This is a genomic window from Micromonospora sp. TSRI0369 (assembly GCF_001905625.1).
Taxonomy (GTDB): domain Bacteria; phylum Actinomycetota; class Actinomycetes; order Mycobacteriales; family Micromonosporaceae; genus Micromonospora; species Micromonospora echinospora_A.
This window is the reverse complement of the sequence record NZ_LIVU01000007.1, coordinates 106,800-126,541: the sequence shown is the minus strand read 5'-3', so window position 1 is coordinate 126,541 and position 19,742 is coordinate 106,800. Positions and strand designations below refer to the sequence as shown.

General features: G+C 72.9%; 26 protein-coding genes and 1 pseudogene. 13 read left to right on the top strand and 14 right to left on the bottom strand.

The window, feature by feature from the left end:
- Positions 1 to 15: 15 nt before the first annotated feature.
- The 4 genes from AMK25_RS23790 to AMK25_RS23775 form a co-directional block, all read right to left on the bottom strand.
- The gene (locus AMK25_RS23790) at positions 16 to 432 is read right to left on the bottom strand and encodes a CBS domain-containing protein (RefSeq protein ID WP_073830618.1); all 417 of its coding nucleotides are present in this window, start codon (positions 430 to 432) and stop codon (positions 16 to 18) included.
- An 85-nt stretch (positions 433 to 517) separates the two neighbouring features.
- Positions 518 to 1,540 carry an aspartate-semialdehyde dehydrogenase gene (locus AMK25_RS23785; RefSeq protein WP_073830617.1) on the bottom strand — a complete coding sequence of 341 codons (1,023 nt, stop codon included), beginning with the start codon at positions 1,538 to 1,540 and terminating at the stop codon, positions 518 to 520.
- Between the two features lie 97 nt (positions 1,541 to 1,637).
- Positions 1,638 to 2,981 (bottom strand): M16 family metallopeptidase, encoded by a 1,344-nt coding sequence (locus AMK25_RS23780; protein ID WP_073830616.1) that lies wholly within the window; start codon positions 2,979 to 2,981, stop codon positions 1,638 to 1,640.
- Positions 2,981 to 4,270, bottom strand: coding sequence for a M16 family metallopeptidase (locus AMK25_RS23775; protein ID WP_073830615.1), 1,290 nt, complete (start codon positions 4,268 to 4,270; stop codon positions 2,981 to 2,983). Before AMK25_RS23775 ends, AMK25_RS23780 begins: the two co-directional genes overlap by 1 nt.
- An 86-nt stretch (positions 4,271 to 4,356) precedes the next feature.
- Here AMK25_RS23775 and AMK25_RS23770 point away from each other — a divergent pair, with 86 nt between their 5' ends.
- On the top strand, positions 4,357 to 5,070 hold the full coding sequence (locus AMK25_RS23770) for a phosphodiesterase (RefSeq protein WP_073830614.1): 714 nt from the start codon (positions 4,357 to 4,359) through the stop codon (positions 5,068 to 5,070).
- On the opposite strand, the gene AMK25_RS23765 is transcribed toward AMK25_RS23770, so the two are convergent.
- The gene (locus AMK25_RS23765) at positions 5,045 to 5,266 is read right to left on the bottom strand and encodes a hypothetical protein (protein ID WP_013288141.1); all 222 of its coding nucleotides are present in this window, start codon (positions 5,264 to 5,266) and stop codon (positions 5,045 to 5,047) included. The two genes, AMK25_RS23770 and AMK25_RS23765, sit on opposite strands and share 26 nt — an antisense overlap.
- Before the next feature lie 255 nt (positions 5,267 to 5,521).
- Here AMK25_RS23765 and AMK25_RS23760 point away from each other — a divergent pair, with 255 nt between their 5' ends.
- From AMK25_RS23760 to AMK25_RS23750, 3 genes are read left to right on the top strand one after another with little or no spacing between them, the layout of a single operon-like run.
- Complete coding sequence (locus AMK25_RS23760; RefSeq protein WP_073830613.1) at positions 5,522 to 6,619, top strand: 3-deoxy-7-phosphoheptulonate synthase; 1,098 nt, start codon at positions 5,522 to 5,524, stop codon at positions 6,617 to 6,619.
- A gap of 40 nt (positions 6,620 to 6,659) precedes the next feature.
- Positions 6,660 to 6,893 (top strand): hypothetical protein, encoded by a 234-nt coding sequence (locus tag AMK25_RS23755; protein WP_018786980.1) that lies wholly within the window; start codon positions 6,660 to 6,662, stop codon positions 6,891 to 6,893.
- Positions 6,894 to 6,918: 25 nt separating this feature from the next.
- Complete coding sequence (locus AMK25_RS23750) at positions 6,919 to 7,128, top strand: hypothetical protein (RefSeq protein ID WP_073830612.1); 210 nt, start codon at positions 6,919 to 6,921, stop codon at positions 7,126 to 7,128.
- Between the two features lie 56 nt (positions 7,129 to 7,184).
- Here the strand turns inward: AMK25_RS23750 and AMK25_RS23745 are convergent, their stop codons facing one another.
- From AMK25_RS23745 to AMK25_RS23735, 3 genes are read right to left on the bottom strand one after another with little or no spacing between them, the layout of a single operon-like run.
- Positions 7,185 to 7,724: a DUF1360 domain-containing protein gene (locus AMK25_RS23745; RefSeq protein WP_073830611.1), complete on the bottom strand. Its 540-nt coding sequence runs from the start codon at positions 7,722 to 7,724 to the stop codon at positions 7,185 to 7,187.
- Between the two features lie 34 nt (positions 7,725 to 7,758).
- Entirely contained in the window at positions 7,759 to 8,076 is a 318-nt protein-coding gene (locus AMK25_RS23740) for an SRPBCC family protein (protein ID WP_030502250.1), read from the bottom strand.
- Positions 8,076 to 8,369 (bottom strand): DUF6158 family protein, encoded by a 294-nt coding sequence (locus AMK25_RS23735; protein WP_030502251.1) that lies wholly within the window; start codon positions 8,367 to 8,369, stop codon positions 8,076 to 8,078. The genes AMK25_RS23740 and AMK25_RS23735 overlap by 1 nt, the downstream gene beginning before the upstream one ends.
- A 125-nt stretch (positions 8,370 to 8,494) precedes the next feature.
- On the opposite strand from AMK25_RS23735, the gene AMK25_RS23730 reads away from it, so the two are divergent.
- Both AMK25_RS23730 and AMK25_RS23725 read left to right on the top strand, forming a co-directional pair.
- Positions 8,495 to 8,923, top strand: a complete 429-nt coding sequence (locus AMK25_RS23730) for a hypothetical protein (RefSeq protein WP_073830610.1) — start codon at positions 8,495 to 8,497, stop codon at positions 8,921 to 8,923.
- Positions 8,924 to 8,948: 25 nt separating this feature from the next.
- Entirely contained in the window at positions 8,949 to 9,278 is a 330-nt protein-coding gene (locus AMK25_RS23725) for a DUF3817 domain-containing protein (RefSeq protein WP_073830609.1), read from the top strand.
- Between the two features lie 7 nt (positions 9,279 to 9,285).
- Here AMK25_RS23725 and AMK25_RS23720 read toward each other — a convergent pair whose 3' ends face one another.
- A complete protein-coding gene (locus AMK25_RS23720) occupies positions 9,286 to 9,795 on the bottom strand; it encodes a DUF6232 family protein (protein WP_073830608.1) in 510 nt (169 codons plus the stop codon).
- A gap of 406 nt (positions 9,796 to 10,201) precedes the next feature.
- Between AMK25_RS23720 and AMK25_RS23715 the strand changes: the two genes are divergently transcribed.
- Positions 10,202 to 11,167: a C40 family peptidase gene (locus tag AMK25_RS23715; RefSeq protein WP_073830607.1), complete on the top strand. Its 966-nt coding sequence runs from the start codon at positions 10,202 to 10,204 to the stop codon at positions 11,165 to 11,167.
- A gap of 72 nt (positions 11,168 to 11,239) precedes the next feature.
- On the opposite strand, the gene AMK25_RS23710 is transcribed toward AMK25_RS23715, so the two are convergent.
- The 3 genes from AMK25_RS23710 to AMK25_RS23700 form a co-directional block, all read right to left on the bottom strand.
- Positions 11,240 to 12,229, bottom strand: coding sequence for a sigma-70 family RNA polymerase sigma factor (locus tag AMK25_RS23710; RefSeq protein ID WP_073830704.1), 990 nt, complete (start codon positions 12,227 to 12,229; stop codon positions 11,240 to 11,242).
- A 470-nt stretch (positions 12,230 to 12,699) separates the two neighbouring features.
- Positions 12,700 to 13,647 carry an N-acetylmuramic acid 6-phosphate etherase gene (locus AMK25_RS23705; RefSeq protein WP_073830606.1) on the bottom strand — a complete coding sequence of 316 codons (948 nt, stop codon included), beginning with the start codon at positions 13,645 to 13,647 and terminating at the stop codon, positions 12,700 to 12,702.
- Positions 13,644 to 14,558, bottom strand: a complete 915-nt coding sequence (locus tag AMK25_RS23700; RefSeq protein WP_073830605.1) for a MurR/RpiR family transcriptional regulator — start codon at positions 14,556 to 14,558, stop codon at positions 13,644 to 13,646. The genes AMK25_RS23705 and AMK25_RS23700 overlap by 4 nt, the downstream gene beginning before the upstream one ends.
- Positions 14,559 to 14,826: 268 nt before the next feature.
- Here AMK25_RS23700 and AMK25_RS23695 point away from each other — a divergent pair, with 268 nt between their 5' ends.
- The gene (locus AMK25_RS23695; RefSeq protein WP_073830603.1) at positions 14,827 to 15,507 is read left to right on the top strand and encodes an SDR family NAD(P)-dependent oxidoreductase; all 681 of its coding nucleotides are present in this window, start codon (positions 14,827 to 14,829) and stop codon (positions 15,505 to 15,507) included.
- On the opposite strand, the gene AMK25_RS23690 is transcribed toward AMK25_RS23695, so the two are convergent.
- Positions 15,492 to 16,223 carry a dTMP kinase gene (locus AMK25_RS23690; RefSeq protein WP_073830602.1) on the bottom strand — a complete coding sequence of 244 codons (732 nt, stop codon included), beginning with the start codon at positions 16,221 to 16,223 and terminating at the stop codon, positions 15,492 to 15,494. The genes AMK25_RS23695 and AMK25_RS23690 overlap by 16 nt on opposite strands.
- A gap of 148 nt (positions 16,224 to 16,371) precedes the next feature.
- Here AMK25_RS23690 and AMK25_RS23685 point away from each other — a divergent pair, with 148 nt between their 5' ends.
- From AMK25_RS23685 to AMK25_RS23670, 5 genes and pseudogenes are all read left to right on the top strand, one after another.
- The gene (locus tag AMK25_RS23685; RefSeq protein WP_073830601.1) at positions 16,372 to 16,953 is read left to right on the top strand and encodes a nucleotidyltransferase; all 582 of its coding nucleotides are present in this window, start codon (positions 16,372 to 16,374) and stop codon (positions 16,951 to 16,953) included.
- A gap of 56 nt (positions 16,954 to 17,009) precedes the next feature.
- Positions 17,010 to 17,219, top strand: a complete 210-nt coding sequence (locus AMK25_RS23680; RefSeq protein WP_221454666.1) for a hypothetical protein — start codon at positions 17,010 to 17,012, stop codon at positions 17,217 to 17,219.
- A gap of 10 nt (positions 17,220 to 17,229) precedes the next feature.
- Positions 17,230 to 18,007, top strand: a pseudogene (locus AMK25_RS23675) (metallophosphoesterase family protein).
- Positions 17,998 to 18,144 (top strand): GPGG-motif small membrane protein, encoded by a 147-nt coding sequence (locus AMK25_RS32475; RefSeq protein ID WP_013288160.1) that lies wholly within the window; start codon positions 17,998 to 18,000, stop codon positions 18,142 to 18,144. Before AMK25_RS23675 ends, AMK25_RS32475 begins: the two are co-directional and overlap by 10 nt.
- Before the next feature lie 161 nt (positions 18,145 to 18,305).
- A complete protein-coding gene (locus tag AMK25_RS23670) occupies positions 18,306 to 18,803 on the top strand; it encodes a TspO/MBR family protein (protein ID WP_073830597.1) in 498 nt (165 codons plus the stop codon).
- 43 nt (positions 18,804 to 18,846) lie between these two features.
- Here AMK25_RS23670 and AMK25_RS23665 read toward each other — a convergent pair whose 3' ends face one another.
- Positions 18,847 to 19,623: a M23 family metallopeptidase gene (locus tag AMK25_RS23665; protein WP_073830595.1), complete on the bottom strand. Its 777-nt coding sequence runs from the start codon at positions 19,621 to 19,623 to the stop codon at positions 18,847 to 18,849.
- Positions 19,624 to 19,742: the final 119 nt, after the last annotated feature.

The window sequence follows — 19,742 nt, the reverse complement described above, 5'->3', positions numbered from 1 at the left end:
ACCGCGTCTGACAGGTCAGTTGTTGGGGTCGTCGGCGCTGATGTCCGCGAGCACCGACTGGGGTTCCCGCTCGACCGCCAGGTCACCCATGGAGATCAGGCCGACCAGCCGGCCGTCGTCGACCACCGGGAGCCGGCGGACCGCGTACGTGCGCATCAGGTCGGCGGCGGCCACCGCGTCGTCGTACTGACTCACCGTCACCACGTCCTTGCTGGTGATCTGGTTGAGCCGGGTGGCGGTGGGGTCCATGTCCTCGGCCACGCCCCGCACCGTGATGTCCCGGTCCGTGACGATTCCGACCACGTTGCCGTCGTCGGTCACCACCACGTCACCGATGGCGCTGTCGCGCATCTCCTGCGCCGCGGCGGTGAGCGTGTCGTTGCCGTCCATCGTCACCAACCGGGTCGTCATGAACTCTCCGACCGTTGTCATGGTGCTCCCCTCTCGGTGTCGGCACGGCGGTCTACCCGCCGCCCGAGGCGGGGTAACGCGGGGGCGGCCACGACGACGACCGGCCTCAGCGCTCGGCGGCGACCAGCTCGGCGAGCTGCACGGCGTTCAGCGCCGCGCCCTTGCGCAGGTTGTCGTTCGCGCAGAACAGCGCGAGCCCGTGCTCGACGGTCTCGTCGGCGCGGATCCGCCCGACGTACGTCGGGTCCTGGCCGGCCGCCTCCAGCGGGGTGGGCACGTCGCGCAGCGCCACGCCGGGCGCGCCGTCGAGCAGCTCGCGGGCCCGGGCCGGGGTGATCGGGCGGGCGAACCGGGCGTTGATCTGCAACGAGTGGCCGGTGAAGACCGGGACCCGCACGCAGGTGCCGGAGACCTTCAGCCCGGGGATCTCCAGGATCTTGCGGCTCTCGTTGCGCAGCTTCTGTTCCTCGTCGGTCTCGTCGGAGCCGTCGTCGACGATCGAGCCGGCCAGCGGGAGCACGTTGAAGGCGATCGGGCGGGCGAACGAGCGCGGCGCCGGGAACTCGACGGACGAGCCGTCGAACGCGAGCCCGGTGGCGTCCTCGGCCACCTTGCGGACCTGCTCGTCCAGCTCCGCCACGCCGGCCAGGCCCGCGCCGGACACCGCCTGGTAGGTGGCGACCACCAGGCTGATCAGCTCGGCCTCGGCGTGCAGCGGGCGCAGCACCGGCATCGCGGCCATCGTGGTGCAGTTGGGGTTCGCCACGATGCCCTTCGGGCGGTCGGCGATCGCGTGCGGGTTGACCTCGGCGACCACCAGCGGCACCTGCGGGTCCATCCGGAACGCCGACGAGTTGTCGATCACCACGGCGCCGGTCTCGGCGACCCGGGGAGCCAGCTCCTTCGCGGTGCCCTTGCCCGCCGAGAAGAGCACGATGTCCAGGCCGCGGTAGTCCGCGGTGGCCGCGTCCTCGACTGTGACCTCGCCGTCGCGCCAGGGCAGCGTGCGCCCGGCCGACCGGGCCGAGGCGAACAGGCGCACCTGCTCCGCCGGGAACTCGCGCTCCGCCAGCACCTGCCGCATGACGCCACCGACCTGGCCGGTGGCTCCCACAATGCCGATCCTCATGCCCGCGAGGCTACCCAGCCGGGCGGCACGGGTGGGAAACGTTTCCCACCGCGCGGATGCGGGGCGACGGGAATCACAGGCCCGCCGCCCCGTCCGGTCAGGTGTGGTCGGCCACCTCGCCGAGACCGCTGGCGACCAGCTCGTCCCGGATGACCGCCGCGTCCCCCTCGATCACCATGGTCAGCGACTCCGGGTGCAGGTAGGTGGCGGCCGCGGCGGAGACGTCCTCGACGGTCGCCGCGAGCAGTTGCTCCCGCAGCCGCGCGTGGTAGTCGTCCGGCAGGTCGTGCACGACGAGCGTGGTCAGGGCCGCGGCGATCGCCCGCGGGCTCTGCAACTCGACCGAGAGCTGCCCGGCCCGCCAGGAACGCGCCACCTCCAGCTCCTCCTCGGTCACCCCGGTCAGCTGGGTACGCGAGATCTCGCCCACCGACTCGACGAGCGCCGGGGCTGTCACCGCGGTCTGCACGCCGGAGCTGACCGCGAACCGCCCGAAGCGCCGGGACGAGGCGAAGTCGCCCCGGATCCCGTACGTGTAGCCGCGCACCTCGCGGATCAGGTGGTTGAGCCGGGACGTGAACGCGCCGCCGAGCACGGTGCCGGCCAGCGTCATCGGCACGTGGTCCGGGTGGGCGCGGTGCGGGGACGGGTGACCGAGCCGCAGCGTGGACTGCACCGAGCCGGGCCGGTCGACCAGGATGATCCGGCGCTGCCCGGCCAGCGGCACGTCGATCGGTCCGCCGCGTTCCACCGGGCCCCCGCCGGCGCCGGCGAACGCGATGGCGGCGAGCGCGTCCAGGTCGATCCGATCCAGGTCACCGGCGACGACGAGTGTGCCGGGGCGGATGAACCACTCGGAGTGGAAGACCGTGACGTCGTCCACCTCCAGGGCGGCCACGCTGCCCGGGTCGCCGTAGAGCGGGCGGCCCCACCGGTGCTGCGCGCCGAACAGCTCGGCCCGCAGCACCGCGTCGGCACGCGGGCCCGGGTTGGCCCAGTCCATCCGCAGCGCCGTGGCCTCGTCGTCGCGTACGCGCAGCACGTCGGCCGGGTCGAGCCGGGGCGTCCGGACCGCCTCGGCGAGCAGTTCCACGGCGGCGGTCAGCCGGTCCACCGGCACCTGCACGCTCACCTGGAACGAGTCCCAGTCGAGCCCGGTCGCCAGCTCGGTGCCGAGCGCCTCGATGGCCAGCGCGTACGCGGTGGCGTCCCGCTGCGCGGTGCCCTCCTCCAGCGCCTTGGCCAGCACTGCGCCGAGCCCCTCCTTGCCGACCGGCTCCCGGCCCGCGCCGCCGTCGAGCAGCAGCAACGCGACGGCGAGGTTCTGCCCCGGCAGGTGCGCGGCGACCACCTGGCCGCCGGCCGCCGTCCGCCGGACCACCTGCGGGAACCGGTACGCGCGCGCGGCGCCGGGGCCGGGACGGGTGGCGATCAGCGACATCACTTCTCCTCGGGCAGGTAGGTCAGGATCACCCGGTCGGCGGCGCCGAGCAGCTCGGCGGCCTGCTCGGCGATCTGCTCCGCGGTCACCGCGAGCCAGGCCGGCAGCCGGTCGGCCGCGCGGGCCGGGTCGCCGAACTGGGTGGCGTAGCGGCCGAGCGTGTCCGCCCGCCCGTCCACCGTGGACATCTGCCGCCACCACATGGTGCTCAGCAGCGCCTTGGCCCGGTCCAGTTCGGCCGCGGTCACCGGCACTGTGGCCAGCTCGTCGACCACCTCGGCCAGCCCGTCGCGCAGCCGCTCAGCGCTCACCCCGGGGCGGGCCGTGGCGGTGGCGATCAGCGGGGCGGGCGCGTGCGCCAGGTCCACCCCGTACGCGCCGACCAGGTCCGGCTGGGCGATCCGCTCACCGTCGGCCAGGCGCTGGTAGAGGCGGCTGCCCCGGCCGCTGCCGAGGACGGTGCCCAGCACCGTCGTCACGTCGTACCCCTGGGTGCCGAACGGGTGGGTGCGGTGCGCGACGTAGACGCGGGGGGCGGGCACGTCGGCGGTGACCGTCTCCACCGCCGGGCGGCCGGTGGCCGGCACGGCACGGCCGTCCGGCGCGGCCGGGATGTCGGCGCGCGCGTCGAGGCCGCCGAAGTACTTGTCGGCGAGCGCGAACACCTCGGCGGCGGTGGTGTCGCCGACCACCGTGAGGACGGCGTTGTTCGGCGCGTAGTACGTGCTGTGGAACTCCTGGAAGGTGGCCAGGTCGGCGGCGTTCAGGTCGGCCATCGACCCGATCGTCGCGTGGTGGTACGGATGCCCCGGCGGGTAGAGCAGCGGCAGCAGCCGCAGCCAGGCGTCGCCGTACGGCACGTTCTCGTAGCGCTGCCGCCGCTCGTTCTTCACCACGTCGCGCTGGTTGTCGAGCGTCTCCTGGGTCAGCGCCGGCACCAGCCCGCCCATCCGGTCGGCCTCCAGCCAGAGCGCCAACTCCAGGTGCTCGGCCGGGACCGTCTCGAAGTAGTTGGTCCGGTCCGGGTTGGTGGTCGCGTTGAGCGAGCCGCCCGCGCCCTGGATCAGCTTCATGTGCTCGGTCTTCGCCACGTTCACCGAACCCTCGAACATGAGGTGCTCGAAGAGGTGGGCGAAGCCGGTCTGTCCCGCCGGCTCGTGGCGGGAGCCCACGTCGTACCAGAGGTTGACCGCCACGGCCGGGGCGGTGCGGTCCTCGCTCACCACCACGCGCAGGCCGTTGTCCAGTCGGGTCGTCTCGATCGGCCAGGGGAAACCGCTGTCGGGCATGGCACCGACGCTATCCGATCTCGGAGGCGGAAAGGTGACACGCGCGCCGGAGCATCGTCGGTGCGCGCCGGGGTACCCGTGCGGGCATGGCCGCCACCACACCGTCCGCCGTCGAGCGCGCCGCCGCCGCGCTGGCCCGGCTCCGGCACGCCCGGCTGCTGCACCCGGCCGGGCGCACGTTCGGCGGCGAGGCCCGGATCTGGGGTACGCCGGGACCGCCGGCCGGGGTTCCGCTGCTCGACTCACCGGGCCGGTGGCCGGCCACGATCCGTCTCTCCAAGGGTGTGCCGACGCCGGGCCGCTGGCCGGACGTGCTGGGCGTGGCGGTGCGGCTGCACCGAGACCCGGAGCCGCCGGTGGACCTGCTGTTCAGTTCCAGCGGCGCCGCGCCGGTGCTGCGGAACCTGCCGCTGCCCCGGCGGCGCTTCACCGGGACGTACACGTCGATCATGCCGTTCCGGGCCGGCGGGCGGCGGCTGTTCCTGGCCGTGCTGACCGACCCGGAGTCACCCGACCTGGGTCGCGGCCTGGCCGAGGCCGGCGCGGCGGTCGCGGCCGACGAGCCCCGGCTGGTGCTGGCGGCGGCCTCGGCGGTGGGCCGGTGGCGGCCGTTCGGCGAGGTACGCCTCGACGACGAGCGCGGCGCCGCCGAGGACGCCGCGCTCGCCTTCGATCCGATCGGCAACGTGCCGCCGGGGTTGCGCCTGGCCGGCCCGCTGGCCCGGTTGCGGGACGACAGTTACCGGGGTTCCCGCCGGGCCCGGGGCGCGACGCTCAGTCGGGCGGCTCGACGGGGGTGACGGTCTGCTCGGAGGTGCGGTGCTCCAGCACCGTGTCGGGGGCGGCGTTCTGGTCCGCCTCGCGGATGTCGGACTCGGTGAGGATCGCGTCGGCCTGCGCCTCGGCGTCGTCGCTGCCCGCCGCCGCCTCCTCCGGCAGCAGATGCGCTCGGGACTCGATCCGTTCCTGGTCACTGGGGTCATGGCTGGTGGTCATGCCGATCACATACCCCGCGTTCCGCACTTCGGAACGACAGCGGGCTTTCCGGCGCGCGTCGGGTACGCTGGCCGACGTGACGCGGTCGTATCGATGGTTTAGGCAGCCGGCTGGAGGAGCCGGTGACTCGACCATGAGCTGACGTCACTTACCTCTTCGAGCCGGCCGGGCAGGGATTCTTTTCCCTGCCCTTTCGTATGCGAGCAGCCGGCTCGATCCCCCGGACCCGGCACGGGGGCACGGTCGGCGGAAGGAATCCCCACCGTGACCACGTCCCAGGACGCCCATCGGGTCATCGACCAGCGCATCGACCGTGTGGTGCCGCTGACCACCCCGGCCCTGCTGCACCACCACCTGCCACTGGACACCCCGCTGGCCGAGGCCGTCGTGGCGGGCCGGCGTGCCGTCGGCCGGGTGCTGGACCGCGCCGACGACCGGTTGCTCGTCGTCGTCGGCCCGTGCTCCGTGCACGACCCGGCCGCCGCCCTGGAGTACGCGGGCCGGCTGCGCGAGGCCGCCGCGCGGGTCGCCGACGACCTGCTCGTGGTGATGCGCGTCTACTTCGAGAAGCCGCGCTCGACGGTGGGCTGGAAGGGCCTGATCAACGACCCGGCGCTGGACGGCTCCGGCGACGTGAACACCGGTCTGCGTACCGCGCGGGCGCTCCTGCTCGACGTGCTGCGCCTGGGTCTGCCGGTGGGCTGCGAGTTCCTCGACCCGATCACTCCGCAGTACATCGCCGACACGGTGGCCTGGGGCGCGATCGGCGCGCGGACGGTGGAGAGCCAGGTGCACCGGCAGCTCGCCTCCGGGCTGTCCATGCCGATCGGCATGAAGAACCGCCCCGACGGCAGCATCGCCACCGCCGTGGACGCGATCCGGGCGGCCGGTGTGCCGCACGTCTTCCCCGGCATCGACGTCTCCGGCACGCCGGCGATCATGCACACCCGGGGCAACGCGGACGGGCACCTGGTGCTGCGCGGCGGGGGCGGCCGGCCGAACTACGACGCGGAGTCGGTGGCCGGGGCGCTGGAGCTGTTGCGGGCCGCGGGCCTGCCGGAGCGGGTGGTGGTCGACGCCAGCCACGCCAACAGCGGCAAGGACCACCGCAACCAGCCGCTGGTCGCGGCGGACGTGGCGGCCCAGCTCGCCGCCGGTCAGCGCGGGATCGTCGGCATCATGCTGGAGAGCTTCCTGTCGCCCGGCCGGCAGGACCTGGACCCGACCCGGGAACTGGCGTACGGCCAGTCGGTCACCGACGCCTGCATCGGATGGGACACCACGGCCGAGGTGCTGGAGCACCTGGCGCAGGCCGTCCAGGCCCGCCGGGCCACGCTTGCGGCACGGGCCTGAGCGGGGTTGGGGCGAGTTTGACCGGTTCGGCGCCGGGTAGGTGGTCGGCGTGACCGATGACGCGCCCGTGACCGAGCAGCCGGACACCCGGCCGCTCGACGACCTGCTCGACGACATCTACCACGGCCAGGAGCGGATCACTCAGGCGGACATCTACCGCCGGGCGGTGGCCGCCGAACTCCCCGCGGAGCTGCTCACCCGGATCGCCGCGCTCCCCCAGGGCGAGTACGCGGCGGACGAGGCGGCCGATCTGCTGGGCGGCACGGTCGCCTGAGCCCCCGCCGACGAGAGGACGCGACATGACCGACCGCAACCCCGACCACGAGCACCTGGCGGCGCTCGGCCAGCCTCCGGAGGGCGTCGACACGCTCCCGGAGCCGGACTTCGCCAACGAGCACGACCGGACCGCTGTGGACCGGGAGGTCATCACCGGGGAGGACGAGGACGAGCGGGAACCGGAGGCGTCGCGCGGCTGGGCCGGCGAGGACCACGGCACCACCCCCACCTGACGGTGGGAGACACGGGAAAGGGGGCCGGCGAGCCGGCCCCCTTTCGTGTCCGTGGTTCACGCCTCGTGGCGATCCCCTTCGGCCGCCTGCTGGGCGACCGCGTACCCCATCTGGAGGAAGTCGGAGGCGGCCACCGCGGTCAGCGCGGTGGCGACCAGCCGGGTCAGCCGGGGCGCCAGCACCAGGCCGCCGGTGAGCCCGGTGGCCACCCAGACCGCCAGGCAGAACGGGCAGCTGACCAGCTCGCCGAGCGCGTGCCGGGTGGGGCTGCCCTCGTCGCGGACCTGCTCCATCACCTCGCCGCTGCCGATCGGGTGGTCGTAGCGGGTGAACGGCGCCCGCAGCGGGCTGGTGATCGCGTCCTTGGACAGCAGCCGGCTGAGCTTGTGCGTGGCGATCGAGAGCAGCACCACGTCCGCCGGCGTGGGCCGTTCGGGCACCGGCCGGCCGGTCGCCCGGACCAGGCCGACGAGCGCGGCTGTCACGCCCGCGTACGTGCCCATCGCTTTCAGGTAGCCCTCCAGCGGCCGGTGCTCGTGCGGCGCGTACGCCTGGCGCAGGCGCGCCACCTTCTGCTTCAGGCCACTCCCGGTCAACCCGGCCTCCTCGTGCTCGTCGTGCGGGCCGGGCTCATCCGGCGGTCAGGTTGTCGGCCACCTCGCGGTCGAGGTTGGCCAGGATCTCGTCGGCCAGGTCGTGGTCCGGGCCGGCCAGGTCGAGCCGCACCCGGGCGCCGCCCGCGCCGGCCGGCTCCACGTCGATCTCGGCGGACCAGTCCGCGGCGCTCCACCGGGCGCGCATGTCGTCGGCGTCGACGACCTCGACCCGGCACGTGCCGGAGTTGCGCAGCCGCTCGGGCAGCCAGGCCGAGGAGCGGTCCGGGTCGGTCGCGGTGTTGAACACCACCTCCGGGGGCGCGGACATGCCGCGCTCGGCGTGGCTGGCCATCAGGCGTCCCGCAACCGGCTCGGGTCGACCTCCCGGCCGGGGTGCCGGGCCAGGTACTCGGTCTCGAGTTCGGCGGTGCGCCGCAGGTGGTTGGCGAGCGCCGAGTCGGTGGCGTGGCGCAGCGTGTCCAGCCGGGTGCGGTGCAGGCTCTGCATCTCCCGGACCAGGTCCTCGTCGCCCAGCTCCACCGGGTCCACCCCGAGCTGCTCGCCGTCGACGGTGCGGGCGTGGTCGCCGTCCCACTCCGCGACCCGCTGTTCCGGGCTCGCGTCCCGGCGTACCGATTCGGTCATCGTCGCCCCCTCGTCTCGTTCGGGTTGGCACCTGTTCGGATGCCCAGCGGGCGTGTCACCAAACCACCGCCCGGGCTACGACGCCGTGTCGGAGACGCCCGGGGAGTCCCGGTACTCTCGTGGGCATGAATCGGCTCTGGACACCGGCGTGGATCGTCCGCCACGTGGCCATGGTCGTGCTGGTGGCGGGTTGCCTCGGGCTGGGCTGGTGGCAGGTCACCCGCGCCGTCGGGGGGAACGCGATCAGCTTCGGTTACGCGATCGAGTGGCCGGTCTTCGCGGGTTTCGTGATCTTCGTCTGGTGGCGTGAGGTCCGGCAGGCGCTGCGGGCCGAGCCGGCGGACGCGCAGCAGGCGGGCGACCCGGCGCCGTCGGCCGCCGCCGGCCCCGAGCCGGCCGACGCCGTCCCGGCGGTACGCCGTCCGGTGCGCGTCGTGCGGGTGCCGGCCGCCCCGGCGGACGGGGCGGACGACGCCGAGCTGGCCGCGTACAACCGCTATCTATCCTGGTTGAACGCCAATCCGGGCGCCCGGCCCGGCGACTATCCCGGCTGAGGCCGGTGCGGAAGGACGGACGACGGTGGGCGGAGCCCTTACCCGGTACCGCGTGATCGCCTGGATCGTGGGCGTGGCGCTCGTGGTGCTGGTCCTGATCGGCATGCCGCTGAAGTACGGCTTCGACAACCCGAGCGTGGTGGGCGTGGTCGGGGTGGCGCACGGCTGGCTGTACATGCTCTATCTGGCGCTCACGTTCGACCTGTCCCGCCGGGCCGAGTGGCCGCTGAAGCGGATGCTGCTGGTGATGCTCGCCGGCACCGTGCCGTTCGTCTCGTTCTACGCCGAGCGGCGGGTGAGCCAGTGGGTGGCGGCCGAGCAGCGGCCGCGTGCCCCGGAGCCGGTCGCGGGCTGAGCGCCGCTCACCGCGGCGGCCGCCACGGCTCGGCCGGCGGCGGGTCGGCCCAGCCGCCCATGCGCGCCGCCTCACGGGCGCGGCGCAGCGCCCGGCTGACCTGACCGAACTGCCGCTCGTCGTCGCTGCTGAACAGCAGCACCTCGGTGCCGCGGACGCGTCCCCACAGCTCGTGCGCCGGGGGCCGCCAGCGGTCGCCGATCAGCACGAGCAGCAGCGGCACCAGCCCGACCCCGCCGAGCAGGAGGTACGCCCCGGCGGTGAGCCGGTGCAGGCCGCCGGTGAAGCCGAGCAGCACCCCGACCGCGGCGATCATCGCGGCGGACACGACGACCGCGCGGATCGCGAGCCGGTCGTGCGGGCCGCGGTCGGTCCGCACCTGGGTGATCTCGGCCACCGGCCAGGTGTTGCGGCCGACGGTGAAGCGCTCGGCGGTGACGACGATCCCGGGCCGGGCGTAGAGCAGCTTGGGCGTGGCCGGTCGGGGCGGCTGGGTGGCGGAGCGGTCGGTCTGCACGGCGGCCTCCCGGGGACGCGGATCCCGTGCGGGAATCCCGGTTCCGGGCTTCATTGTGTTGCGGGTCCGCCACCTGACCTCGGGTTTTCGACGGTTGCCCGCCGGGCCTGCCCCGGGTGGCCCGCCGGAAAGAGAGAGCGATTTCCGCCTTTGTCCTGACTTTGCGTGGCGGTGGCTGACGACATCCGCCCAGAACGACCAATGGGGCGAGACACACCATGCGGCACCATCGCCACTTTCCGCCACTTTGCCAACTTTCGCCCCTGCTTGAACTCCCGGCCACTCCGATCACGGGTTAGGTTGTGCAGGTCGGCCCGGTCGACAGCCATCCACCCGGATGGCCCCGGGCCGGTGTCGCCGGGTCGCGAACGCGCCCGGCGACCGGTGGGAGAGGAGCTTTCCGCTCTTGTCGTCCTTACGGATGCTGCTCCGCTCGCTCGCGGTGGCCGGCCTCTCGGCCGCGCTGCTCGCCCCGGCGCAGGTGGCTCGGGCCGAGCCCACCCCCGCCGAGCTGACGAAGCAGATCGAGAAGTCCTCGACTGAGCTGGAGCGAATCGTCGAGTCCTACAACAAGCTCAACGAGGACATCAAGGCCAACAAGGCCACCGCGGCCACGTTGGAGGCCCGCATCGGGCCGTTGCAGGAACAGGCCGAGCGCAGCCGCGCCGAGGTGGGCGTGCTGGCGGCGACGGCGTACAAGACCGGCGGCATGCGTACCGCCGCTGCCCTGCTGGACCCGGGCGGCCAGGCCACGCTGCCGGAGCGGCTGGGCACCCTGGACCAGCTCACCCGCCAGCGCCAGCGCACTCTCTCCAGCTTCACCGCCGACCAGCAGCGGCTGATCGACCAGAAGACCCAGCTGGACGTCACGCTCGCCCGCGAGGCGGCGCAGGCCAAGCAGCTCAAGGCCGCGAAGACGCGGATCGAGGGAGACCTGGCCGGCCTCTACGAGATGCGGCGCAGGGCGTACGGGCGGGCCACCGAGGCGCCCGGCAACGCCGGCTCGGCGGGCAAGCCTCCGGCCGTCTCCGGGGACGCCGGCAAGGCCGTGCGGTACGCCTACGGCGCGGTCGGCAAGCCCTACGGCTACGGCCAGGACGGCCCCGGCAGTTACGACTGCTCGGGTCTCACGCTCGCGGCGTGGCGGGTGGCCGGGAAGTCGCTGCCGCACAGCGCGGCACGGCAGTGGAACGCCACCACGCGGATCAGCCGCAGCGAGTTGAAACCGGGTGACCTGGTGTTCTACTCCGGGCTCGGGCACGTGGCGCTCTACGTCGGCAACGGCCAGATCATCGACGCGCCGAGCGCCGGACGCAACGTCAGCAAACGCGGTATGAACATCATGTCGATCGCCGGCTACGGCCGGGTCTGATCGACGCGGACGGCGAACGGCCGGCGTCCCCCTGTCGGACGCCGGCCGTTCGTTGTCTCAATTACTACCAGGTCAGGCCGCCTGCAGCCCTTCCGCGCGAGCCAGCTCACGCAGCCGGCCGAGGGCCTGGATCTCCAGCTGGCGGATCCGCTCCCGGGAGAGCGAGAACCGCGACGCGACCTCGGTCAGCGAGTGCTCGCGCCCGTCCTCCAGGCCGTACCGGGCCCGCATGATGCCGGCGGACCGGTCGTCGAGGTGGTTGAGCAGACCCTCGATCCGCTGCCGCTCCAGGCCGGTGAGCACGATCTCCTCGGGCGAGGGCGCGTCACTGTCGGCGACCAGGTCACCGAGATTGGTGTCGCCGTCGTCACCGACCGGCGTGTCCAGCGAGACCGTGTCCTGCGACCAGCGGACCAGCTCGTTGACCCGCTCGACGGTCACGCCGAGGGCGGTCGCGATCTGCTCCGGCTCCGGGTCGGCGCCCAGCTCACGGGTGAGCTGCCGGGCCACGTTGCGCATCCGGTTGACGTCCTCGACCAGGTGCACGGGCAGCCGTACGGTCCGCTCCTGCTGGGCGATCGCCCGGCTGATGGCCTGGCGGATCCACCACGTCGCGTAGGTGGAGAACTTGAAGCCACGCTCGTAGTCGAACTTCTCGACCGCCCGGACCAGGCCGGTGTTGCCCTCCTGGATCAGGTCCAGCATGGGCATCCCGGAGCGCACGTAACGCCGGGCGATCGACACGACCAGCCGCAGGTTCGCGCGGATGAACAGGTCCTTCGCGCGCTCACCCTCGACGACCAGCCGCTCCAGGTCCTCCCGGTCGACGCCGTCGGGGATGCGCTCTGAGTCGAGCAGGTGCTCGGCGTAGAGGCCCGCCTCGATCGCCTTGGAGAGGTCTACCTCCCGGGCGGCGTCGAGCAGCGGCGTCCGGGAGATCTCGTGCAGGTAGACGCCGACCAGGTCCCGCTCCTCGGCGACCTCGTCGGTACGCATGCCGATGTTCTTGTCCACGATTGCCACGGTCCCCTCGCTCGCGCCGGTTGCCCGGTTCCTTGCCATCCCCACGTTCATCAGCCCTCCCCGTAACCTCCGCTGTGCCCGTAGGTGCTGACACCTACACAACAGGTGTGACGCGTCGGGGATTCCATGTCGTGAGTCGAAACTGTCACGAATGCCTGAGTACTAGCTGAGAGCCCGGTCCATGTTTCCTGTTACCGGCCCGGTTCGGACGGCTTCCGGACACGGCTTTTGACGCCTGCCGGAGCTGCTGAATCGCTATTCGCCCATGGAATGGCACCATTGCCTGTTCCATGAACACAGCGAGCCGCGTCACCGGGTCGTTGCGATCCTGGTCACTGCGAGATACGCGCTCGCGGACCGGTCGGTTCAGCCATGCTCAGGATTACCCTCCGCCTCGTTGAACAATCCGTACGGGCGGGAACGTCCCCCTCCCGCACGTGATACGCGTCGCACCCGCCTGGCGGATGCGCCGGGCGGGTGGATCGGGCGGGAAGAGCGGGCCGGAGCGCTCAGGAGGCGAGCAGAGCCAGCGCGCCGCGTACCTGGTGGGCGGAGCGGGCCAGCGCGGCCCGGGCGGCCGGCACCTCGGCACCGGAGACGAGCGCGACGAGTGCGGTCTTGAGGTCGCCGTCGGCCTCCCGCAGGGCGACCCGGCAGACCTCCTCGGCGCAGCCGGTGGCCTCCACGAGAATCGAGATCATGCGGCCGCGCAGTTTGGCGTTCGTGGCCACCATGTCGATCATCAGGTTCGAGTAGACACGGCCCAGACGCACCATGACGGCCGTGGAGAACGTGTTGAGCACCAGCTTCTGCGCGGTGCCGGCCTTCATCCGGGTCGACCCGGTGACCACCTCCGGCCCGGTGTCCACCCCGATGAAGACGTCCACCGACGCAGCGGCCTCGGCCTCCGGATTCGCGCAGAGCAGCACCGTACCGGCCCCCAGCTCCCGGGACGCGGCGAGCGCCCCGAGGACGTACGGGGTGCGTCCGCTGGCCGCCAGGCCCACCACCAGGTCGCCCGGGCGTACGCACTCGGCGGCCTCGGCGGCGCCGCCGCGCTCGTCGTCCTCGGCGTCCTCGACGGCCCGCCACATGGCGTCCGGGCCACCGGCGAGGTGCGAGCAGAACCAGTGCCGGGGCGAGTTGAACGTGGGGGCCAGCTCGGCCGCGTCCAGCACGCCGAGGCGGCCGGAGGTGCCGGCGCCGAAGTAGTGCACGCGGTGTCCGTCACGCAGCGCGGCCACCGCCAGGTCGACGGTCTCGGCGATCTCGTCCAGCACGGCGGCGACGGCGGCCGGCACCCGCCGGTCGGCCTCGTTGATCACGGTGAGCACGTCCCGGGTGGACATCAGGTCGAGGTCGAAGCTGTGCGGGTTGCGGCGCTCGGTCGGCGCGCCGACACGCACCACCGGCCGGATCGCCGCCACGCCGTCGCGTTCCACCCGGCCCGCCGTCATCCCCGCCTCCGACCGGGACCGACCCGGCGCGACTTGACCGCCTCGGCGGTGGCTTCGAGCGCCTTCTTGGTCCGGGCCCGGCTGCGCGCGGCCACCCCGACGAAGAGGCAGTCGACGACGGTGAGCTGGGCCAGCCGGCTGGCCGTCGCGCCGGAGCGGTAGGTCGTCTCCCGGGCGGCGGTGGTGAGCACGTGGTCGGCGACCTCGGTGATCGGCGAGCGCGGGAAGTTGGTGAGCGCCACGGTGGTGGCCCCCCGGGCCCGCGCCTGCTCCAGCACCTCGATGACGTCGGACGTGGTGCCGGTGTGCGAGATGCCGACCGCGACGTCGCCGCGCCCGAGCAGGGCGGCGGAGGTGAGCGCGGTGTGCACGTCCGGGAAGTAGAACGCGATGCGGCCGATGCGGTGCAGCTTCTGCTGGAAGTCGGAGGCGACGAAGCCACTGGCGCCCGCGCCGTAGACGTCGATCCGGCCGGCCGCGCCGATCGCCTCGACCACCAGCTCGCAGACCGCCGGGTCGAGCTGCTCGGCGGTCTCCTCGACGGCCCGGGCGTCGTTGAACGCGATGGTGGCGATGATCTGGGCCAGGTCGGCGCCGGGCGGGATGTCGCCGCCGACCACCCGCGCGTCCGGCGGCTCGATCCGGCGGGCGGCCTCGGCAGCGAGGCGGATCCGCAGCTGGGGATAGCCGTCCATGCCGACCGAGCGGCAGAAGCGGATCACTGTCGCCTCGGACGTCTCGGCGGCGGTGGCGAGGTCGGTGATCGTGCGCCGGGCGGCGTCCGCCGGATCGGAGACGACCAGCCGGGCCACCCGCTGTTCGGCCGGGGACAGCGAGGGCAGCAGGCCGCTGATGTGGACGATCAGTCCACCGGGCTCGTGACTCGCAGAAATCTTCGAACTCTTCGCCACGGATGAAACTTACTTTCAGAGGGCGTGAGCGTCAACCATGACACCGCGTATCGGGAAATTTACCGTCTTCCGTGCCCGCCACCCGAGCCAAGGATCCCATTCTCGCAGCCCGGCCGCTTCATCCGGTCCGCTCGAGTCCGTCCCGCCGGGCGACGTGCCGGTCCGCCGTCGCGCGACCCGATCTGGCTGGACGGCCTCGACCAGGCAGGCCGGACGGCCGCCGCCGGGTCGCCGGACGGCCGGTGGGGCCGTTGGTTAGCGTGTGTCCATGACGGAACGCACGGTGCTGGTGACCGGAGGTACGGGCGGGCTGGGCGGCGCGGTCACCGACGCCTTCCTGGACGCCGGCTGGCGGGTGGTCGTACCCCAGCGGGAGCCCGGGACGGACGGCGGCGGCCCGGTCCGCGTCGAGGCGGACCTGCTGACCCCCGAGGGGGCCGCGCGGGCGGTCGAGGTCGCCACCGCCGAACCCGCCGCGCCGCTGCGCGCGCTGGTCAACCTGGTCGGCGGGTACGCCGCCGGCGGCCTGGTGCACGAGACCCCGGTCGAGGAGTTCGAGCGGATGCTGCGGCTCAACCTGCGCCCGACCTACCTGGTGACCCACGCGGCGCTGCCGCACCTGGCCGCGACCGGCGACGGCGCCGTGGTGTGCGTCTCCGCGCGGGCGGCGGTGTCGCCGTTCCCGGGCGCCTCGGGCTACGTCACCGCCAAGGCCGCGGTGCGGGCGTTCGCCGACGCGGTCGCGGTCGAGTACCGGCAGCGCGGCGTGCGGTGCAACACGGTGCTGCCGAGCGTCATCGACACCCCCGCCAACCGGGCCGCCCAGCCCGACGCCGACCACCGGCGCTGGGTGCCCCCGGCGGAGATCGCCGGCGTGATCCGGTTCCTGGCCTCCACCGAGTCGGCGCCCACGAGCGGCGCCGGCATCCCGGTCTACGGCCGGGCCTGAACCGGCACCGGGCCGTCGCGGCCCGCCCCGCCGGCCGGACGCGGCGGGCCGCCCGGAGCCGGGCCGGGACCGGCGGACGGATCGTCGGGCAGCCACTCGCTCAGGTGCGCCCGGATCCGGCGGGCCACCTCCTCCGGCGGGCCGCTGCCGTCCACCACCACGAAGCCGCCGTACTCCGGCAGCCTCCGATACGCGGTGTCCGCGTCGGTCAGCCATTCCATGCTCTCGTGGTCGGTGCCGCGCCGCTCGATCCGGCGGTACGCCTCGGCCGGGTCCACGGTGAGCAGGAACGTCACAGCGGGCGCCGGGAAGACCCGGTACCCGGCCCGGGCCAGCCGCTCCCACCGCTGCCCGCCGTGCGCCCGGATGCTCGCGTACTGGCAGAACGACCAGCGGTCCATCACCGCGGTACGGCCCGTGACCAGGCAGCTGAGCAACGCGAGCGCGATGGCCAGCCACCGCAGCGCCGACTCGACCGCGAGCAGGCCGTCGCGCCCGACGAGCCGCTGCGCGTCCGCACGGCCGACCCGTTGGGCGATGCGGCCCAGCCAGCGGCGGCCACCGGCGTTGCGGTGATAGGTCGCGGGGTGGCCGGCGGCGGTCAGGGCCTGGGCGAGCCGGTGCGCCTGGGTGGTCTTGCCCGAGCCGTCGATGCCGATCAGGGCTACAGCGCGCAGTCGGGCCCTGCCGCGCCGCGCTCGCCGTGAGCTGGCCACCTTTTCGAGGTTATCCGACCGACGCTCACATCGCCTATTTGTCGCTTTCCTGCCCGAGCGGACGGAACCGCGCCGCTACAGGTGTGACCAAAGCGCCAGCCGGGTACGCATCGTGATCCCAACGCCCATGACGACGAGGGAGCCGCAGATGGCCGAGCGCGGGGACGAGACCCTGGTGCACACGCTGAAGAAGGTCGCCGCCGTGCTCAAACAGTCCGAGATCCCGTTCGCACTGGGTGGCAGCTTCGCGGTGTACGCGCACGGCGGCCACTCCAGCGACCACGACGTGGACTTCCTGCTCCGGGAGGTGGACGTCGACCGGGCGCTGGAGGCGCTGGTCGAGGCCGGCTTCACCGCCGAGCGCCCGCCGGAGGACTGGCTGGTCAAGGTCTACGACGAGGACCGGATGGTGGACCTGATCCACCGGCCGGTCGAGACGCCGGTGACCGAGGAGACGTTCGCCGACACGATCGTGCGCCCGGTCGACGCCATCCACATGCCGGTGCTCTCGGCCAGCCAGCTCATGGTGCACAAGCTGCTGAGCTTCTCGCAGCACTACTGCGACTTCGCCCGCGCCCTGCCGCTGGCCCGCTCGCTGCGGGAACAGATCGACTGGGAACGGGTACGGAAGGAGACGCAGCACTCGCCGTACGCGGAGGCGTTCCTGGTGCTGCTCGACCGGCTGGACGTGCTGCCCGGCGGCGTGCCCGGCGGAAGGGAGACCCTGTGACCGGACAGTCGCACGACGTGCCACCCGACGAGTACGTCGAGGCGGAGATCCAGAGCATGCTCGCCGAGGACCCCTCGGTGGCCGAGCAGGGCATCACAGTGGTGCGCCGGGAGAGCGGGCTGGTGCTCTACGGCGAGGTGGAGAGCCCGCACCGGCGGGAGGAGATCCTGCGGCGGGTCGCCGAGCGCTTCCCGGACACGCCGGTCACCAGTGACATCGGGGTGATCCGTACCGAGGCGCCCACCCAGGTCGAGGAACTGCCGTGAGGGAGGTTCGATGGTGATCCGGATCGCCGCCGTGGGCGACGTGCATCTGGACGAGGACGTGGTGGGCCGGTTCCGGCCGGCGCTGGAGGAGCTGCCCGGCAGCGCCGACGCGCTGCTGCTCGCCGGTGACCTGACCCGGCACGGCACCGAGGCCGAGGCGCGCTGCGTGGCCCAGGAGTTCGGCGATGTCGGCGTACCGGTGATCACCGTGCTCGGCAACCACGACCACCAGTGCGACCAGGTGCCGCAGGTGGTGAAGGTGCTGGAGGACGCCGGGATCACCGTGCTGGAGGGCACCGGCACCGTGGTGGACACCCCCGGCGGGCGGCTCGGGGTGGCCGGCGTGAAGGGGTTCGGCGGCGGGTTCGCCGGGCGGTGCGCCAGCGACTTCGGCGAGCCGGAGATGAAGGCGTTCGTGCGGACCACCCGGGAGAGCGCGGACGCGCTGGCCGGGGCTCTGCTCTCGCTCGACTGCGACGCGCTCGTCGCGCTCACCCACTACGCCCCCGTGCCCGACACGCTCGCCGGCGAGCCGCTGGAGATCTATCCGTTCCTCGGGTGCTACCAGCTCGGGCAGGCGATCGACGCCGCGCCCACCGCGCTGGCGCTGCACGGGCACGCCCACCACGGCACCGAGCGCGGCACCACGCCGGGCGGAGTGCGGGTCCGCAACGTGGCGCACCCGGTGATCAAGCAGGCGTACAGCATCTTCCACCTGGGAGATCATCTGGACTGAGCGGGAGGTTTCCGGGATCGGACGTACGGGTATCCAGCCGCCATGGAGCTGATTCTCTGGATTCTCGCAGTCGTGTTGGTGGTCGCCGGAATTCTCGCCCTGTTCCGCCGGCAGATCCTCTGGGGCATCGTCCTCATCGTCGTCGGCCTGCTGGTCGGCCCGGGCGGCGTCAGCATCTTCAACACCTAACCCGTACCGAAGCGCGACGCGCCGGAGTCCTCGGGCCAAGACGTTCCCTCCCCCTCGGATCGGAACGTCGGCGCCCGAGGACTCCGGCGTCTGCGTGTCCGGGGCCGGGTGCGCCTGTCCGCCGGCGTTTGCCCGCCCCGCTGAGCGGAAACATCTCGACCATGGAGATGTCGCAGAGTGTCACCCGGCGGACGGCCGGCGCCCGGAAGTGGTGGGCGCTGCTCGGCTTCGGCGCCGCCACCTTCGCCGCGGCCGCCATCGGCGGGCTGGGTGTCCAGGGCACCTCCGCCGAGTACCAGAGCCTGGAGCAGCCCGCCTGGGCGCCGCCGTCGTGGCTGTTCGGCCCGGTCTGGACCGTGCTCTACGCGCTGATCGCGATCGCCGGCTGGCTGGTCTGGCGCCGGGCCGGTTTCGGCCCCGCGCTCTGGGCCTGGGTGGTGCAGCTCGTGCTCAACGCGATCTGGACCCCGCTGTTCTTCGGCGCCGGGGCGTACGGGCTGGCGTTCGCCGAGATCGTGCTGATGTGGCTGGCGATCGGCGTGACGGTGGCCCTGTTCCGGCGGATCTCCCGGCCGGCCACGCTGCTGATGCTGCCGTACTGGGCGTGGGTGACGTTCGCCTCCGCGCTGAACTTCGCGGTGTGGCGGCTGAACTCCTGACCGGTCCGGGCGCGAGGGCCGGTCGCCCCCGCGCCCGCCGGGCTCAGCAGCGGGGTACGCCGGGGATGTAGCCGTCGTAGCCGGTGTAGACGTAGGCGTCGGAGATGAACCGGCCGGAGCCGATCCGGTCCCAGATCGAGCTGGTGCCGTAGGTGCCGCTGACGCTGGTGCCGCTGGTCTGGCACTGGATGGTCACCTTCGCCCCGTCGGCGACCGTGCCGACCGAGCTGTAGCCGGTGCCGGGGCCGGAGCGGACGGTCAGCGGGGAGCCGGCCGTGTTGACGGTGCCCTCGCCGGTGTTCGTCCCGCCGCAGCCGTTGTCGCTGGTGTAGGTCTTGGTGCCCCAGTAGAGCGCCTGGACGCCGTTGAACTTGATCTTCACGGAGCTGCCGTCGATGCGCTGCTCGTAGTGCAGGTGCGGGCCGGTGGAGCCGCCGGTCGTGCCGACGTACCCGATCACGCGGCCGTAGCCGACGGTCTGCCCGACGGAGACGTTGAAGCTGCTCAGGTGGGCGTAGTAGGTGGTGTGGCCGCCGCCGTGGTTGATCCGGACGTACTTGCCGTAGCTGGTGTCGCCGAGGTTGGTGACCACGTCGACGGTCCCGGGCGCGCTGGCGACCACCGGGTCACCGGCGTCGTCGGTGCGGTTGAAGTCGATCGCGTTCGCCGGGCTGTGGTTGGTCCGGGTCTGGCCGGACCAGGACTGGTTGCACGGGAACGGGACCTTGAACGTCGGCGCGGCCATCGCCGGCGCGGCCGGTACGAGAGTCGCCGCCAGGACCACCGTGCTCGCCCCGAGGGCGAGCCATCGCTTCCGCATCCACTGCCTCCCATGTTGAAAGTCTTCAATATGATGCAGACATCCTGACAGAAAGTTCCGTTCTCGGGAAGATTCGTGGGAGCGCACCCAGCCCCGTGACCAGGGTTTCGGGATTGTTA